Source organism: Halobacillus kuroshimensis DSM 18393 (genome assembly GCF_000425705.1).
GTDB classification, from domain to species: domain Bacteria; phylum Bacillota; class Bacilli; order Bacillales; family Halobacillaceae; genus Halobacillus; species Halobacillus kuroshimensis.
Genome location: NZ_AUDY01000008.1, coordinates 718112 through 736265, shown reverse-complemented (window position 1 = coordinate 736265; position 18154 = coordinate 718112). Strand labels below are relative to the sequence as shown.

Genomic DNA, 18154 nt, shown 5'->3' with positions numbered 1-18154 from the left:
CGCTATGACATGGATCATAGCGGTTCTCTTCGCGGGCATACAAGCCCCTGCTGCATTGAAAAGTTTCCACAAAAGTAAGAGCCTGAAATATGACAAAAGAGCGGGTTCCCCCACTCTTTCGGCGTTCCTATCGCTCTTCTCACCATAAAAAATATATCATAACTGCCTATGGTTTGCAACCGGAGGGCAGATGATGGAGAAAACCATGCCCCTAAAAAAGAGAGAGCTGGTTTTCATCCGGCATTCCTTCCAGGCATCCGAAGTTATCCAGATACTCAAGAACCGTTTTGGAGATACGGCTCCGTTCTCTAAGATCCTGCTTGGAAAGGAATTCTCCTTCACCGCGGGCCTGAACAATGTTAATGGCCGCGTTTGTACCCAGTCCGTCAACCGCATTGAATGGTGGAATCAACTGGTTGCCTTCCACTAAAAAGTCCGTAGCACTTGATTTGTACAGGTCCACATTTTTAAAGCTGAACCCACGCTCACACATCTCAAGAGAAATTTCCAGCACGGTCATCAAACTTTTCTCCTTCGGTGTCGCATCAAACCCTTTGCTCTGAATTTCATTCATACGGGTACGGATCGCTTCGGATCCCTTCATCATCGTTTCCAGTTCGAAATCGCTGGCACGGACGGTGAAATATGCCGCATAAAAGTAAATCGGGTAATGGACTTTAAAATAGGCGATCCGAACGGCCATCAGGACATAGGCGGCGGCGTGGGCTTTCGGGAACATGTATTTGATCTTCTTACAGGAATCAATATACCAGTCCGGTACCCCGTGTTTTTTCATTTCTTCAATCCATTCGTCCTGCAGGCCGCGTCCCTTCCTTACAAATTCCATGATTTTAAAGGCAAGAGATGGATCAAGGCCCTTATGCATTAAATACACCATAATATCATCACGGCAGCCGATAACTTCGGGCAGTGTACAAATGCCGTCATTGATCAGCTGTTCCGCATTTCCCAACCATACGTCCGTCCCGTGAGACAAACCGGAAATGATAACAAGTTCGGCAAAGGTTTTAGGCTTTGTATCCTCGAGCATCTGTCTTACGAAACGTGTACCAAATTCAGGCACACCGAGAGTTCCGGTTTTACACATGATCTGGTCCGCCGTTACTCCGAGGGCTTCAGGGCCGCTGAAGATTTTCATAACTTCTGGGTCGTCGACGGGAATCTCCTTCTGGTCGATTCCACTTAAATCCTGAAGCATACGGATAACGGTCGGATCATCGTGTCCAAGTATATCCAGCTTAAGGAGGTTATCGTGAATGGAGTGGAAATCAAAGTGCGTTGTTCTCCATTCGGATTTTGTATCATCTGCCGGATACTGGATGGGGGAAAAGTCGTAAATCTCCATATCATCCGGTACAACGATGATTCCTCCAGGGTGCTGACCGCTCGTCCGCTTGACTCCTGTGCATCCGTGGACAAGCCTGTCTATCTCCGCGTTCTTATAATGGAGCTGATGATCCCCGGCATAGCCCTTCACATAGCCGTAAGCAGTCTTTTCAGCAATCGTACCAATCGTTCCGGCACGATACACGTTATCCTCCCCGAACAACTCTTTCGTATAATTGTGCGCATGCGGCTGATATTCCCCGGAGAAGTTCAAGTCAATATCCGGGACTTTATCCCCTTTGAACCCAAGGAAGGTTTCAAATGGAATGTCCTGGCCGTCTTTCTTTAAAGATGTCCCGCATTCCGGGCAGTCTTTTTCATCCAGGTCAAACCCACTACCGACAGAACCATCAGTAAAGAATTCGTTGTACTGGCACGACGGACAGACATAATGGGGAGGTAGCGGGTTGACCTCGGTGATTTCTGTCATTGTCGCAACAAAGGACGAGCCGACCGACCCCCGTGAACCAACAAGGTATCCGTCTTCAAGGGATTTGGTCACAAGCTTTTGTGAAATCAAATAGATGACCGCAAAGCCGTTTCCAATGATACTGTCGAGCTCCTTCTCCAAGCGGTCCACTATCAACTGAGGGATGGATTCGCCATAGATGCTCCTCGCTTTGTTATAGGACATCTCACGGATTTCCTGATCCGCTCCTTCAATGTTCGGTGTATAGAGATCATCCTTCACCGGGGAAACTTCCCCGATCATATCATTGATTTTATGTGTATTCGTTACGACGAGTTCCTCAGCTTTTTCTTTTCCCAGGAAGGAAAGCTCATCGATCATTTCATTCGTCGTCTTAAAATGCACCTCAGGAAGGGTCTGTCTGTTTAAAGGATTTCCGTTCTGTGACGATATGAGAATCTGACGGTACTGCTTTTCATGAGGCTCAAGGTAATGTGTATTCCCAGTAGCCACGACTGTTTTGCCGAGCCGTTCGCCAAGAGCGGTGAGACGCTTCAGAATATCAAGGATCTGTGCTTCTGTCTGAACGAGATCTTTTTCGACAAGGTGATAATAGTTCCCCGGAGGCTGTATTTCAATATAATCGTAGAAATCGGCCACTTTTTCAGCTTCTTCTTCCGATTTCTGCATAATCGTTTCAAAGACCTCACCTTTATCACAGCCGGATCCGACAAGAATGCCTTCCCGATACTTTTTAAGCAGCGATCTTGGAATCCGCGGCACACGGTAGAAATAATTTACATGCGCTTCAGAAACCAGCCGGTAAATGTTTTTCAAGCCGGTACTATTCGTCGCAAGCAGTGTGGCATGGGAAGGTCTCGAGCGTTGATAAGCTTTTCCTTCTCCCATATAGTCGTTCAAATTCTGGTGATTGGTAATCTCCCGTTCCATGGCTCTCTTTAGAAGTTTCCACAAAAGGTAACCGGTTGCTTCAGCATCGTAAATAGCCCGGTGGTGCTGGGTAAGCTCGATATCGAATTTCTTACAAAGGGTATTCAGCCGGTGATTTTTAAGTTCCGGTACAAGGAATCGGGCCAGCTCCAGCGTATCGATGACCGGGTTTTCCGCTTTCCCAAGATCGATCGCCTGATAGCCGGCATTTAAGAAGCCCATATCAAAGCTTGCGTTGTGGGCAACGAGAATGTCATCCCCTGTCCATGTATGAAAATCCTTTAGTACTTCTTCGATTTCCGGTGCATCCTTTACCATATCATCCGTAATCCCTGTCAAATCAATGGTCGTCTGAGACAGGGGATGATGAGGGTTGGCGAAGGATTCGAAGCGGTCGACAATTTCTCCTCCTTGAATGCGGACAGCTGCCAGTTCAATGATTTTATCGTAAACAGCAGATAAACCTGTCGTCTCAACGTCAAAAACAACATAAGAGGCATCCTCCAGATCGCGGTCCTGCTCCCCATAGGCAATCGGCACTCCATCATCAACCAGGTTGGCTTCAACCCCGTATAGGATTTTAACCCCATTCTTTTCTCCTGCACTATGGGCATCAGGATAAGCCTGAACGACAGCGTGATCTGTGATGGCAATTGCTTCATGGCCCCAGTCCCCTGCCTGCTTAATCAGACGGGATGGAGACACGGGTGCATCCATGGCACTCATTGTCGTATGGGCATGCAGTTCAATTCGTTTCTTTCCTTCAGGTGCCTCGTCCTGACGCAGCTTCGGCTTCACTTCGTTGATATCATTGGCCATCATCGTCAGCTCGTTGGTAAAGCTGTCCGTTTGTACGCCTCCGCGGGCTTTGATCCACATTCCCGCCTGGACAAGCTTGAACATGTCAGCATGATCATCGCCGCGGGAGAACATTTTGATGGAGAACGAATCGGTGTAATCCGTGACCTTCAGCAGCAGAAGGTGCCGGCCTGAGCGGAGTTCCTTCACTTCTGCATCAAACACATACCCCTGGACAGCGATACGCTTCTCTTCTTCCTGAATCTCTTCCATAGGGATGATATCATCCTGGATTTTATAACCAATTTCAATCGGACCTTTAGGCTTTTGATCGTCCTTATCTTTCGCCCGCTCCTCCTGCTCCTTCACAGCCTGCTGGACAAGGATTTTATCTTCTTTCTGCCGTTCTTCCTGAAACCTCTTGATCTCGTCTTTTTCATGTTTAACCTGTGTTGATAAAACAAATGCAGGAAGACCTGCACGCTGCGCATACTGCTTGAGAGGCTCTTCCAGCTTTTTCTGTACGGCATGGCTCTCAGCTAAATTCCTGCAAGTTAACATAATCTTGTTCCCGTTAACTTCAGGCTGCTGTTCCAACAGCAGATCTTTGTATCCCGGAGTCAGGTTTGTCATCGTCTTAATAAAGTTCTGCCAGTATTCTACGATATCTTCACCGGCCAGTTCTTTATCCGCTGTGTCAATTGTCCAGTCTACTTCAGCAATGGAACGAAAGGCATGGACCAATTTACTTGTGAACAGCTCATAAACAGAAGGTGGAAGCGGCCTTTGCATAGCAAAATGAAAATGCCATGCTTTCTTCTCCTTGAATACAACCAGCTTCTCCATCCGGCTTTCTTTAAAATGAGGTTCAATCAGATTATGAGGAAACTGGATCTGTTCCAGTAAGTAGTGCATCTTCTCCTGACTGTTCACACTCATCGTGATTCCTCCCTTTACCATAAGGACTTAGCTCATTCATGGAAATACCCTTGCTCATCTTATCCCAAGCAAGGGTATTTTCTGTGAAACAATTAAGCTTTGTACCAGTTTTTTATATAGTCTGCGATTTCTGAAGCGGAAAGTTCCTTCTGCTCTCCAGTCGCTCGTTCTTTCACTTCCACAATTCCTTCACCGGCTTGTTTTCCAACCGTCACACGAACCGGGATTCCAAATAAATCGCTGTCGGCAAATTTAACACCGGCTCTTTCTTTACGATCATCATATAAAACTTCGATGCCGGATTCAAGCAGCTGGTCATACAATTGATCAGCAAGCTCCTTCTGCTCTTCCTTCTTCGGATTCATGGAAAGCAGATGAACCTGGAACGGTGCAACATTGGCCGGCCACGTGATGCCGCGGTCATCATTATACTGCTCTACCACAGCCGCGAGTGTCCGGGATACACCGATACCATAAGATCCCATGATCATCGTCTCCGCTTTCCCCTGGTCATTGAGGAAGGTGGCATTCATACGCTGAGAATAGAATTCTCCAAGTTTGAAGACATGCCCAACCTCGATGCCGCGGGCGAATTGGATAACCCCTTCCCCGTCAGGAGAAGGATCTCCTTCTTGAATGAAGCGGAGATCTGCATAGCGGGATACGTGGAAATCTTTTTCCGGTGTCGCATTTTTATAGTGATATCCGTCCTCGTTGGCTCCACAGGTTACGTTCACAAGAGCTTCAACAGCTGCATCCGCTACAACATCCACATCTTCCGGCACTCCTACAGGCCCCAGGGATCCGAATCCTGCACCCATCAGACGCTTCGTATCCTCCGCTGATGCAAGTTCTACGACACCAGCATCATAAAGGTTTTTCAGTTTCACATCGTTGACTTCATGATCTCCTCTTGTGACGGCCAGCACAAACTGCTCGTCTACTTTGAACAGGATGGCTTTTAAGCCTTCCTCCAGCTGGTGTCCAAAAAAGTCAGCAACCTCCTGCATCGTTTTACAGCCCGGGGTTTCGACTTTCTTCATATCGATAGGAGTTTCTGCAGACTTTTCATAAACAGCTGTAACAGGTGCCATTTCTATATTCGCTGCATAACGGGATGTGTCTGAATAGGCGATCACATCTTCCCCGACTTCGGAAAGGACCATGAATTCATGCGTATCTTTTCCGCCCATCGCACCGGAATCAGCGATAACTGCACGGAAATTCAAGCCCAGACGGGAAAACACGTTGGAATAGGCCTGGAACATCTTCTCGTATGTTTCGTCAAGGCTCTCATAGGATTCGTTAAAGGAGTAGGCATCCTTCATTAAAAATTCACGGCCTCGGAGCAGTCCAAACCGGGGGCGTGCTTCGTCACGGAATTTATTCTGTATTTGGAAAACCGTTAATGGAAGCTGCTTATAGCTTTTCACCTCATGCCGAACAAGGCTTGTAATCACCTCTTCATGCGTCGCTCCAAGAGCAAATTCACGGTTGTGACGGTCATTCAAGCGCATCAACTCGGAGCCGAAGGTGGACCAGCGGCCGGTTTCCTTCCATAGTTCTGAAGGTTCAAGAGCAGGCATAGCCATTTCGTGAGCACCGATTTTTTCCATTTCTTCTCTTACAATATTTTCTACTTTCCTCAGCACACGCTGCCCAATCGGAAGGAAACTGTAAATCCCCGAGGCAATCTGGCGTATGTAGCCGGCGCGGACTAAAAGCTGATGGCTTTTAATGTCAGCGTCTGCTGGGTTTTCTTTTAAAGTAGGAATGAACATATGACTTTGTCTCATCATCTACACCTCAATTCAATGTTAATAAAAGAAAGCCGGAAGTCCAGGTAATGCCTGTTGCCTTTAGACTTCCAGCTGTAGGATTCATCATAGGAATAAGCGTTGAATATCGTTCCATGTTACCACCAGCATGAGCAGCATCAGAAGAGCAAATCCAATGAAATGGACGAGACCTTCCTTCTGCGGGTCGATCGGCTTCCCTCTGACGCCCTCAAGCCCGACAAAAATCAGGCGGCCCCCATCAAGGGCAGGAAGCGGAAGAAGGTTGACGATCCCGAGGTTAATGCTCAGGATGGCTGTCCACATGACGAAATTGGTGAAACCTGTCTGAACAACCTGGTCCGTAGCGTCATAAATACCGACAGGACCTGAAAGCATATCCAGTGAAAACTGGCCGGTCACGAGTTTGCCAAGGTTCGTCAATATCAACCCGGCCCACTCATACGTCTGAGTAAATCCAAACGTCAGTTTTTCAGTCAACGATTCCTCAAACGCTCTAGCTACCCCCACCTGGCCGATGGTCATGTCACGGTCTTCAATGGACGCAGGGGTTACATTCATCTGCTGGACGGATCCTTCACGTTCCACCGTTAATGTAACTTCTTCACCGGGATGGTCCCTGATGATAGCCGTGAATTCCTCCCATGTACTGACGGATTCCCCGTCCACAGCGGTCACTTCGTCCCCGGCCTTCAAACCAGCTTCCTGGGCTGGTGTGCCATTTTGAATTTCACCAAGCTTGGCCTCATCTGAAGGCACACCTTGAATGAAACCTAAGATCATAAACAGGATAATCGCAAGGACGAAATTCATCATTGGACCGGCAAAGAGCTGCATCGCCCGCTGCGGTACAGTTTTGGATGCAAACTGGCGGTTATAGGGAGCGATTTGTGTTTCATTTTCATCCATTACAAACATCGCTTTTGGATCGACTTCAAAAAACAGCTTTTCGTCTTCATCCACTTCATAACCTTCAATAACAAGCCGATGGTCGAGATCCGCTTTTTCGACTTCAATCACACGGGCTTCCGGATGCTTGGATTTGTTATTCACAATGATCCGATTTACTTTCCCATCGTTATTGAATTCCAGGCCGATATGATGACCGGCTTTCAGTTCTACAATTTCAGGGTCTTCCCCGGCTACACGGACATAGCCCCCGATGGGAAGCAGGCGGATCGTATACAAGGTTTCATTTTTCTTAAAATGATATATTTTCGGCCCGAAGCCGATGGCAAACTCCCGCGCCAGCATACCTGCCCGTTTGGCAAATATGAGATGCCCCCACTCATGGACGAACACCAATAATCCGAACATGAGTATAAATGCAATCACTGTAGTCAAATGAAGCACCTTCCTTTTAATTTAAATGGAAACGGACTCTCTTCCTTGTTTCCTCATCAATAGAAATTATGGTAGACAAGTCCGGGTTATGAATCTTGTCATGCCTTTCCAACGCTTCTTCGATGTATGATTCGATTTCCAGGAAGGAAATTCGGCCTTCCAAAAACATTTGCACGGCTTCTTCATTCGCTGCGTTCAAAACGGCCGGCATCGATCCACCTGCTCTGCCTGCTTCATAAGCCATGCGCAGGCATGGGAAACGATCCATGTCCATTTTCTCGAAATTCAGGGTCGCAATTTCTTCTAAATTCAAATGCTTTGTAATAGGAAGATCCATCCGGCTTGGATAAGTCAAGGCGTACTGGATGGGCACTTTCATGTCAGGCGTTCCCAGCTGGGCAATGACATTCCTGTCTACGTACTCCACCATGGAATGAATCACGCTTTCCCTATGAAGAATAACATGAATCTGTTCATAAGGCACTTGAAAAAGCCAGTGGGCTTCAATAACTTCCAGTCCCTTGTTCATCATGGAAGCTGAGTCAATCGTGATTTTCGCCCCCATGCTCCAGTTAGGATGGTTCAGCGCGTCTTCCACCGTCACGCCTTTCAATTCATCTCTCGATTTATCACGAAAACTGCCGCCGGAAGCTGTAATAATCAATTTTTCAATTTCTTTCCTGTTTTCGCCATTTAAAGCCTGGAATATCGCGGAATGCTCGCTGTCCACTGGAAGCAGTTCCACACCGTATTTCCTGGCTTCCGCCATAACGAGATGACCGGCGGTTACAAGGGTTTCTTTATTGGCGATGGCAATTTGTTTACGGGCCTGAATCGCTTTTAAAGTGGCCGGCAGACCGATACTTCCCATCACAGCGTTGACGACGACATCCACATCATCGGCAGAAGCGGCCTCAATTAAACCTTCTCCGCCGGTTAAAATGCGGGAATGATCGATTTCCCTGCTCAAACGATGCTTCGTACCCTCGTCCTGCACAACGATGACTGCTGGTTTGAATTCCTGTATGAGTGGAACGGCTTTTTCAACGTTACGGCCGAAAGCCATACTGTACAGCGAAAATTGTTCAGGGTGGAGTCTGATGACATCCAGGGTTTGTATTCCGATGGAGCCTGTCGCTCCTAATAATGAAATGTGTTTCATATTCCCCATCCCTTCTTGATTACTGAATAAAGTTGATCAAATGCAGAATCGGCAGAATAAATATTAAACTGTCAAACCGGTCGAGAACACCACCATGCCCGGGAAGGATCTTTCCAGAGTCCTTCACTGCATAATGCCTCTTGAATGCTGATTCAACTAGATCTCCAATTTGTCCTGCAATAGATATGAGCACTGTTACGAGTAGAACGACAATCAAGGAATGCTCCAGGGGTTGTATCAGATGAAAAATAAATGCAACGACACAGGCAAGGACCACACCCCCGACAGAGCCTTCAATCGTTTTCTTAGGGCTGATCTGCGGCCACAGTTTACGTTTTCCGAATGACCTTCCAAATAAATAGGCGCCTGTGTCCGTCGCCCATACGATGAATAAAGCGAACAGAATGTACGTCAAATCCGCTTCCCTTGTCTCGATTAAGTAATTGAAGCCCATGCCAATATAGATGGATGAGAGAAGCAGGAACCCTGCATCATCAAAGGTGAACCGGTTCTTCACGAGAACGGTATAGCTCAGCAGGACGAGGACCGCCAACAGAGTGATCTCCGATTTGGTTACAAGATCATCGGCGTCCACCACTTTATCAAAAACTTCGTACGGAAACATCAATGCCCACATCAGGACAAGACCAAGACCTGCAGCGACCGAATAACGGGCGATTTTTTTCATGCGTATCAGCTCGAGCAGAGCGATACTGGCTATGAAATAGACAAAAGCTTTAAACGGCCATCCCCCCAGGAGGACGATCGGGATAAAAATAAGTGCTGCTACGACAGCAGTAATTGTTCGTTGTTTCATTTCTTCATTCACACCTTATACTCCGCCAAACCGACGTTTGCGATTTTGAAAATCATAAAGAGCTTTTTCGAAATGGCTTTCATTAAAGTCAGGCCAATACACCTCTGTAAACCAGAATTCTGCATAAGCAAGCTGCCATAACAGAAAATTGCTTAAGCGCTGCTCCCCGCTTGTGCGGATGAGAAGATCCGGCTCAATCAGCTCAGACGTATACAGCTCTGATGAAAACATTTCTTCACTGATATCTGATGGATCGAGGACGCCCTCTTTCACTTTTTCTGCGATCTGCCTGACGGCGTGCACCATTTCAAAACGGCTGCCGTAATTCAAGGCAAAATTCAGTACAAGTCCATCGTTGTCTTTCGTTCTTTGGATGGCCTCCTGGACGGCATTTTTCGTGTGTGGAGGCAGAACATCAAAATCACCAATGGTACGGACCTGGACATTTTTCTCAATCAATTCAGGCAGATATGTATTCAGGAAATCTACAGGAAGCTTCATGAGAAACTCCACTTCATTCTTCGGTCGTTTCCAGTTCTCTGTGGAGAAAGCATACAGGGTCAAAACCTGAACACCGAGGTCAGAAGCATAGCTGACAATCCTTTTTACAACACCCATGCCTTCTTTATGACCCGCAATCCGCGGCATTCCTCTATTTTTAGCCCAGCGGCCGTTTCCGTCCATGATGATGGCCACGTGCTTCGGAAGATGAGTATGGTCAAGGCCGAGCGACTGTGTTTCTGCTTGTTTTTTTGTTTTTGCGAATGGAAACTTGATTGGCATCGTTAATCCTCCAGTCCGTTTCTTCCATCTTTCTATTATATACTAAAATAAACGCATATGCCGAGACCCGCAGCTGGTGAAAAAAAGAAAACCGCGCTGCCAAACATCTACAGCGCGGCTTTACCACTTTATGGCATATGAGGTTAGAGAAAAATCAAACTTCCATGATTTCTTCTTCTTTTGTTTTAGCCAGTTGATCGATCTTCTCTACGTTCTGGTCCGTAAGCTTCTGCACATCGTCCTGATAGGAACGAAGATCGTCTTCTGTCAATTCACCGTCTTTTTCAAGCTTCTTCAAACGGTCGTTGGAATCGCGGCGGATGTTACGAACCTGTACTTTCGCTTCTTCCGAATACTTTCCTACAACTTTAGCAAGGTCCTTACGACGTTCCTCTGTAAGTGCCGGAATGTTGATACGTACAACATTACCATCACTGGATGGAGAAAGACCAAGGTCTGCTTTAAGAATCGCTTTTTCAATCTCTGCAATGGCTGTTTTGTCATATGGAGTAATGACAAGCAGGCGTGGTTCAGGCGCTGATACCTGCGCCAGTTGGTTCAACGGTGTAGCTGCACCGTAGTAATCCACATATACGTTGTCAAGAATGGAAGGGTTCGCACGACCCGCTCTTACCGTGGCAAGTTGACGGGAATAAGCTTGAACCGCTTGTTCCATTTGTTGTTTCGTCTCATTAATCACAGCTTCAGACATAATTTATTTCCCCCTCACAATGGTTCCGATGTTTTCGCCCATAACGGCTTTTTTAATATTACCATCTTCCGTAATCGAGAATACCAGTAAATCGATATCGTTGTCCATACATAATGAAGAAGCCGTTGAATCCATAACGCCCAGCCCTTCATTTAGAACATCCATGTAGGATAGCTCATCATATTTCACGGCATCCTCGTTCGTTTTCGGATCGTCTGTATAGACGCCGTCCACGTTGTTTTTCGCCATAAGAATGACATCCGCTTCAACTTCAGCCGCTCTTAAGGCAGCCGTCGTATCTGTTGAGAAATACGGGTTTCCTGTTCCGGCAGCAAAAATAACTACACGCTTTTTCTCTAAATGACGGATGGCTTTACGGCGGATATAAGGTTCAGCCACCTGTCTCATTTCGATAGAAGTTTGGACACGGGTTGGGATCCCTAAGTTTTCAAGGCTGTCCTGAAGAGCAAGTGAGTTCATGACTGTAGCAAGCATTCCCATATAATCAGCATTTGCACGGTCCATGCCCATTTCAGCACCGACCTTGCCGCGCCAGATGTTGCCGCCACCGACAACAACCGCTACTTCCACGCCCAGTTCAGCCACTTCCTTCACCTGACGTGACACAGATTTTATGATGCTTGGCTCAAGCCCGAATCCTGCTTCTCCACTTAAGGCTTCTCCACTTAATTTTAATACAATTCTCCGATAGCGAGCAGTAGTCATAGTTACCTCCCGTGTGTTTTTCTAAAAGTCGAACATGGCTGCTCATAGCATGTATATCATGTATGTAGCCTTTTTGAAAATAGGGAACACCTGCAGTGTCCCCTATTTTCACCATCATTATTTTTTAACTTGGCTCATGACTTCGTCTGCGAAGTTTTCTTCACGTTTTTCCATACCTTCGCCGACTTCGAAACGATCGAAGTTCGTGATCTGGCCGCTTGTGGAAGCAACATACTGCTTCACTTTCTGGTCCGGATCTTTAACGAAGCTCTGGTCAAGCAGGCAGATTTCCTCGAAGAACTTGTTCAAACGGCCTTCCACCATTTTTTCAACGATGTTTTCAGGCTTGCCTTCGTTCAAGGCCTGTGTTTTAAGAAGTTCGCGCTCTTTTTCTGCTTCCTCCTGAGGAATTTCATCACGGGAAACATAACGAGGGTTTACAGCAGCTACGTGCATAGCAACATCCTTAGCAGCAGCTTCATCTGTAGAACCTTCAAGAACAGTCAATACGCCGATGCTGCCGCCCATGTGAATGTAGGCACCAAATGCGTCATTGTCTGTTTTCTCTTTGATAGAGAAACGGCGAAGGGAGATTTTCTCACCGATTTTCGCTACGCGCTCTGTAATGTATGTGCTTAGTGTTTCGCCTTCTCCATGAAGCTTCTGTTCAAGAGCTTCTTCAACAGAGGCAGGTTTCTGGGATACAAGGTGCTGTCCAAGATCTTTAAGAAGTTCCTTGAACTGGTCGTTTTTCGTAACGAAGTCTGTTTCACAGTTCACTTCAAAAAGAACAGCCGTGTTTCCGGAGATTTCAATTGCTGCAGAACCTTCTGCTGCGATACGGTCTGCTTTTTTAGCCGCTTTGGAAATCCCTTTCTCACGAAGCCATTCGATCGCTTTGTCCATGTCACCATCAGTTTCAGTCAGTGCTTTCTTACAATCCATCATTCCAGCACCTGTTTTTTCACGTAGTTCTTTTACCATCTTTGCATTTACAGCCATTGTGAAAGCCTCCTTTATAATGTACAAGGTTAAACAGTCCGGCCTTGTACCGGAACTGGTTGAATAAAAGGAATTCTTTAAAAAAGGTGATAAAGGTATACCCCCTTATCACCTTTAGACCCTTCTTACTCCTGAGCAGCTTCTACAGCAGCTTCAGTTTCTTCAGTTGTTTCTGTTTCTTCCCCCTGCTTCGCTTCAAGGACAGCGTCAGCCATCTTGGAAGTAAGCAGTTTGACAGCACGGATTGCGTCATCGTTTGCAGGGATGACATAATCGATTTCGTCAGGGTCACAGTTCGTATCAACGATACCTACAACTGGGATATTCAATTTATGAGCTTCAGCAATCGCGATGCGCTCTTTACGAGGATCGATGACGAACATTGCATCAGGAAGGCTCTTCATTTCTTTAATACCGCCAAGGAATTTAACAAGACGATCTTTTTCTTTAAGCATGTCAACGACTTCTTTTTTAGGAAGTACATCGAAAGTACCGTCTTCTTCCATACGCTCGATATCTTTCAAACGGTTAATACGTTTGCGGATCGTTTCAAAGTTTGTAAGGGTACCGCCCAACCAGCGTTGGTTGATGTAGTACATACCACAGCGGGTAGCTTCATCACGTACAGTATCCTGTGCTTGTTTCTTCGTACCTACGAAAAGAACGTTACCGCCGTCAGCAGCGACCTCTTTCACATAGTTGAATGCTTCATCAACCTTCTTCACTGTTTTCTGAAGGTCAATGATATAAATGCCGTTACGCTCCGTGAAGATGTATTTCTTCATCTTCGGATTCCAGCGGCGTGTTTGGTGTCCAAAGTGAACACCAGCTTCTAGAAGCTGTTTCATAGAAATTACAGACATGTTTGTTCCTCCTGTTTTGGTTTTTTTAGTATCCTCCGCCCTTTTCATTTCCTTCCTGTGAACTCCTTATCGGAGCAACCTCACAAGCAGATCCAAAGGCGTGTGTATTGACACCGTCAGTAAATATACCACAAAGGTATGAATGGTTCAAGTTTTTTCAGCATTTTTACTGATTAAACTTATACATCAGTTCCACTTCTGTTTTTCCTTTGTTCAAGGCCTTCGCTGTTTCCTCCACAGACCACCCATCCTTTTTCATATTCATGACCATAGAATGAATCGAGGGCTGCTCCTCTCCTGTTCCTTCATCCGGAAGGGGAGGCTCGTACCCGCCGCCTTTCGTTTCTTTCACAGGGCTAATGGTCTCTTCCATTGAACCGGTGCCTGAAGAAGCCCAGGCTTCCATCCGTTTGTTTTCCTCTTTAATTTCATACAGGTAAGAGGAAAACAAGTCTTCGATCTCCGCAGCGACCTTTTCCTGTCGAAGCTCGAGTTCTTCAGTCCGGCGGATTTTTTTCATCATTATCATAAGGCCGAATAAAATTAAACCGTCAATTAGAAAACTGATCACTAATACAAATGATGTCAAGGAGAGTCACATCCTTTCTTCCCCGTCCGCTCCCCAGCTACATCACATTCTGGAGGGACTGCTTTAGTTTATAAATCGCCTTGGCATGGATCTGTGAAATTCGGGACGTCGTTAAATTCAGGACGTGGCCGATTTCCGTAAGCGTGAGCTCTTCTTTATAGAAAAGACTGATCACCAGCTTCTCTTTTTCCTTCAGCTGGTCAATCTGCTCCGCCAGTTCCTTATAGTTTTCCTGTTTGATGAGCGAGGAGTCCGGAGAACCGGTTTCCTCATCAGGAATCGAGTATCCGATGCCTTCCTTATGATCTTCGCCCCCGTCTTTCGGTTTCTCTTCCATAGAAAGGACATTGGCAAACAATGAGTCCTTGACAGCCGCTTCTACTTCCTGGGCGGATATTCCGACAGCTTCTGCCACTTCTTTGGACGTGACTGGACGCTGCAGCTTCTGCTCAAGCTCCTCTGTCACCTGTTCGATTTTTTTAGTCCGATCCCTCACCGAACGCGGCAGCCAGTCTTCCTTCCTCAAACCATCAATAATCGAACCGCGGATGCGGAAGGAAGCGTACGTATCGAATTTTAAATCCCGGGACCGGTCAAACTTTTTCAATGCATCATAAAGACCAAGCATTCCGAGACTTCTTACATCGTCTTTGCTCACATTCTTCGGTAAATGAGCCGTAATCCGATGGACGTGATAATTCACCAGATAATCGTAAAGCTGGACAAGCTGGTTGGCCGCCTCACCGTCTCTTTCGTTCGTCCATAAATTCCACCATTGTTGTTCCTGAGGAGATAAACCACCTGCCATTTTCATCCTCCCCGCATTTTTTCATTTTTTCATTGAACCGGGCGCATCCTCTCATAATAGAAGCTCACCGCCGCCGGCCTTTTTTATGTTCATTTCACTGGTTTCCACATTAAATAGGATGGATCTTCCGACCTGTCCGCCTGTATCCTCCGCAATGATCGGGATAAGGTGCTCCGTAAGGCGGCTTTTGACCGCACTCACATTCCGCTCTCCTATACGAATCCTTGGACTCTGATCTTTCACCGAAAACATATGAGCCCCTCCTGCGATCTTCGCTTTTAAGCTCCCGGGCCTGCACCCTTTGTTGATGAGAGAATCAACAAGGTCATCAACAGCCGTATCTGCATACTTCCATCGGTTAACACGCCCATGGAGAGCCGTCTGCGCTTCCGGGAGCATAATATGAATCATGCCGGCCATGCCCTTCCCGTTGTACAGCACCACTCCAACACAGGAACCAAGTCCTGTTGTGGTGAGTAAGGCATCCGTTCCCGCAGCAGCCATTTGTCCGATCCCGATTCTTATACGCTTTTTTTGGTCGTGTATAACCCGGGATTGTCCAGAAATGGTCCAGGAATTATCCATACATCTTTTCCAATTCCAAAACATCTTCTTTATCCAGCACTTTTTCCAGATTCAAAAGGATAAATAAACGGTCTTCCATTTTCGCCACGCCATGAATATAAGCGGCTTCCACAGTGCCGACAACTTCAGGAGGCGGCTCGACCAAATCGTCTTGGAGGTCCAGAACATCGTTGGCAGCATCCACAATCAAACCAACATTCATATCTTCAATTGTCACTGTAATGATCCTCGTCTGTTCAGTTTCCGGAGCCGGTTCAAAGCCGAACCTTTCCCGCAGATCTATCACTGGAGTGACGACCCCTCTTAAGTTGATGACTCCTTTTACGAAAGACCTGGCTCCCGGTACCCGGGTGATCGGCACCATTCTTTCAATCGACCCCACCGTTTGGACAGGGAGGGTATATTCCTCGTCCTGGATTTGAAAAACGATGACTTTCTGAGCGTGCCCTTTATATTCTGTCATGAAAATCCCTCCTTTTATTTGATTAACGCATTGCTGTCCAGGATTAATGCCACCTGACCATCACCAAGAATAGTGGCGCCGGAAATAGCAAACGCTCCGGATAGATAGTCACCGAGAGACTTCAAAACCACTTCCTGCTGTCCAATGAATGAGTGGACGACAAGAGCTGCCATCTTGTCACCTTTACGGACGATCACAACAGAATAATCATCATCTTCTTCCCGTTCCACAGGCACCTGAAGAAGTTCTGTCAAGTAGACGAGCGGAATGACCCTGCCGCGGAAATCCATCACCCTTTTGTTATGGGCGTGCAGCAGATCTTTCTTCTTCACAATAGCGGTCTCTATAATAGAAGAAAGCGGGATGGCATATTTCTCTTTCTGCACCTCAACCAGCATGACAGAGATGATGGAAAGTGTCAGAGGGAGCTGGATGGAAAACCGGCTGCCTTCTCCAAACTCCGACTCAATTGTAATAGCCCCGCCAAGGGATTCGATGGTGTTCCTGACGACATCAAGGCCGACACCTCTCCCTGATATATCCGAAATCTGGTCAGCCGTGGAAAATCCACTTTCCATAATCAAATCAAACACTTGGGAATCAGACATTGCCTCGGCCTGCTCTTTTGTAACGACCTGATTTTTGACGGCTTTCTCGACCACTTTCGTACGGTTGATCCCTGCTCCGTCATCCTTGATTTCGATGAATACATGATTGCCACTGTGATAAGCCTTTAATTCAATTTTCCCTGCCGCAGGTTTCCCTTTGGCTTCACGCTCGTCAGGACTCTCAATGCCATGATCCACCGCATTCCTGATTAAATGGACGAGCGGATCTCCGATTTCATCGATAACGGTGCGGTCCAATTCTGTATCCGCGCCCGTAATGGTTAATTCCAGACGTTTATGTAAATCTTTTGAAAGCTGGCGGATCATACGCGGGAACCTGTTAAACACCTGGTCAACCGGAACCATACGCATGTTTAAAATGATGCTCTGCAGATCGCTGGATATTCTCGTCATATGCTCCACCGTTTCCTGAAGCTCCTGATGGGCAAGGTCGGCCGAAATCTGTTCCAAGCGTCCCCGGTCAATCACAAGTTCTTCAAACAAGTTCATAAGAGCATCCAGACGATCAATATTCACCCGGATCGTACGCCCGCTGGAGGATGGTTTACTCGTTTCTTTTCCTGCCCTGTTGTTTGTTTCTGGTTGAGGCTGAACCGGGGTTTGTTCCATCGATTGTGTTTCCTCTTCCTTATACAGCTCAACAGAAACGTGCTCCACCTCTGACACTTTTTCAATTTTTGCTTGGATGTCATCTTCTGACCCCTCTGAAATCAAAAGAACGGTAAAGCTGTTCTCAAACTCTTCATTTTCGAGTTTTTCAACAGATGGAGAGGCAGCGACGACTTCTCCCGCTTGTTCAAGAACTTCAAAAACCATATACACTCTCGCAGCTTTTAACAGGCAATCGTCCCGAAGGCGTGTGTGAATCACCAGCGCCTTATTCCCGGACTCTTCTGCCATATGGATCACATTCTTAGTAAATGCATCGATCTGGAGCTCTGTTTCTTGGGTTCCATCCAGAGGGTTTTGACTTATTAACAGCTGCTCTCCACCCTTTTCAACCGCTTCAAGTCTTCGGACGACGTTGTCTACATTCCGCTCCCCAGTCCCGCCATCAGCAATATCCATGACCATTGCTTCCAGGTCGTCGACCGCATCAAAGACGATGTCCAGCACCCCTTCATTCACTTGAAGCTGTTCATTGCGGACCGCATCCAGCACATTCTCCATGTTGTGGGTCAGGTCCGATAAATCCTGGTATCCCATCGTTGCCGCCATACCTTTCAAGGTATGGGCTGAACGGAAAATCTCATGGACGATAGCGGTATCCAGCGGGTTCTTTTCTAAAATAAGCAGATGATCATTGATGGCTTGGAGGTGTTCTTTACTTTCATCAATAAAGACTTCTAAATACTGATTCATTTCCATTTC

Annotated in this window: 15 protein-coding genes; all 15 read right to left on the bottom strand. The window is 46.7% G+C overall.

The annotated features are described in order from the left end of the window. Positions 1 to 211 precede the first annotated feature (211 nt). Positions 212 to 4504: a PolC-type DNA polymerase III gene (locus tag H615_RS0105700; RefSeq protein WP_027954241.1), complete on the bottom strand. Its 4293-nt coding sequence runs from the start codon at positions 4502 to 4504 to the stop codon at positions 212 to 214. A 92-nt stretch (positions 4505 to 4596) separates the two neighbouring features. After that, entirely contained in the window at positions 4597 to 6300 is a 1704-nt protein-coding gene (locus H615_RS0105695; protein ID WP_027954240.1) for a proline--tRNA ligase, read from the bottom strand. 87 nt (positions 6301 to 6387) lie between these two features. Beyond that, positions 6388 to 7644 carry an RIP metalloprotease RseP gene (gene rseP / locus H615_RS0105690; protein WP_027954239.1) on the bottom strand — a complete coding sequence of 419 codons (1257 nt, stop codon included), beginning with the start codon at positions 7642 to 7644 and terminating at the stop codon, positions 6388 to 6390. Between the two features lie 16 nt (positions 7645 to 7660). Next, on the bottom strand, positions 7661 to 8806 hold the full coding sequence (locus H615_RS0105685) for a 1-deoxy-D-xylulose-5-phosphate reductoisomerase (protein WP_027954238.1): 1146 nt from the start codon (positions 8804 to 8806) through the stop codon (positions 7661 to 7663). 19 nt (positions 8807 to 8825) lie between these two features. Next, positions 8826 to 9623: a phosphatidate cytidylyltransferase gene (locus H615_RS0105680; RefSeq protein WP_027954237.1), complete on the bottom strand. Its 798-nt coding sequence runs from the start codon at positions 9621 to 9623 to the stop codon at positions 8826 to 8828. 15 nt (positions 9624 to 9638) lie between these two features. Further along, on the bottom strand, positions 9639 to 10406 hold the full coding sequence (locus H615_RS0105675; RefSeq protein ID WP_027954236.1) for an undecaprenyl pyrophosphate synthase: 768 nt from the start codon (positions 10404 to 10406) through the stop codon (positions 9639 to 9641). Positions 10407 to 10560: 154 nt separating this feature from the next. Continuing rightward, positions 10561 to 11118 (bottom strand): ribosome recycling factor, encoded by a 558-nt coding sequence (frr, locus tag H615_RS0105670; RefSeq protein WP_027954235.1) that lies wholly within the window; start codon positions 11116 to 11118, stop codon positions 10561 to 10563. A gap of 3 nt (positions 11119 to 11121) precedes the next feature. After that, complete coding sequence (gene pyrH / locus H615_RS0105665) at positions 11122 to 11844, bottom strand: UMP kinase (protein WP_027954234.1); 723 nt, start codon at positions 11842 to 11844, stop codon at positions 11122 to 11124. Between the two features lie 117 nt (positions 11845 to 11961). After that, on the bottom strand, positions 11962 to 12846 hold the full coding sequence (tsf, locus tag H615_RS0105660) for a translation elongation factor Ts (protein WP_027954233.1): 885 nt from the start codon (positions 12844 to 12846) through the stop codon (positions 11962 to 11964). Between the two features lie 125 nt (positions 12847 to 12971). Continuing rightward, the gene (rpsB, locus tag H615_RS0105655; RefSeq protein WP_027954232.1) at positions 12972 to 13709 is read right to left on the bottom strand and encodes a 30S ribosomal protein S2; all 738 of its coding nucleotides are present in this window, start codon (positions 13707 to 13709) and stop codon (positions 12972 to 12974) included. A gap of 166 nt (positions 13710 to 13875) precedes the next feature. Beyond that, the gene (locus H615_RS0105650; RefSeq protein WP_027954231.1) at positions 13876 to 14298 is read right to left on the bottom strand and encodes a hypothetical protein; all 423 of its coding nucleotides are present in this window, start codon (positions 14296 to 14298) and stop codon (positions 13876 to 13878) included. Between the two features lie 37 nt (positions 14299 to 14335). Beyond that, positions 14336 to 15106, bottom strand: a complete 771-nt coding sequence (locus H615_RS0105645; RefSeq protein WP_027954230.1) for a FliA/WhiG family RNA polymerase sigma factor — start codon at positions 15104 to 15106, stop codon at positions 14336 to 14338. 51 nt (positions 15107 to 15157) lie between these two features. Next, positions 15158 to 15691 (bottom strand): chemotaxis protein CheD, encoded by a 534-nt coding sequence (locus H615_RS0105640; protein WP_051254597.1) that lies wholly within the window; start codon positions 15689 to 15691, stop codon positions 15158 to 15160. Next, complete coding sequence (locus tag H615_RS0105635) at positions 15684 to 16154, bottom strand: chemotaxis protein CheW (RefSeq protein WP_027954228.1); 471 nt, start codon at positions 16152 to 16154, stop codon at positions 15684 to 15686. The genes H615_RS0105640 and H615_RS0105635 overlap by 8 nt, the downstream gene beginning before the upstream one ends. Before the next feature lie 14 nt (positions 16155 to 16168). Beyond that, on the bottom strand, positions 16169 to 18151 hold the full coding sequence (locus H615_RS0105630; RefSeq protein ID WP_027954227.1) for a chemotaxis protein CheA: 1983 nt from the start codon (positions 18149 to 18151) through the stop codon (positions 16169 to 16171). Between the last annotated feature and the right edge of the window lie 3 nt (positions 18152 to 18154).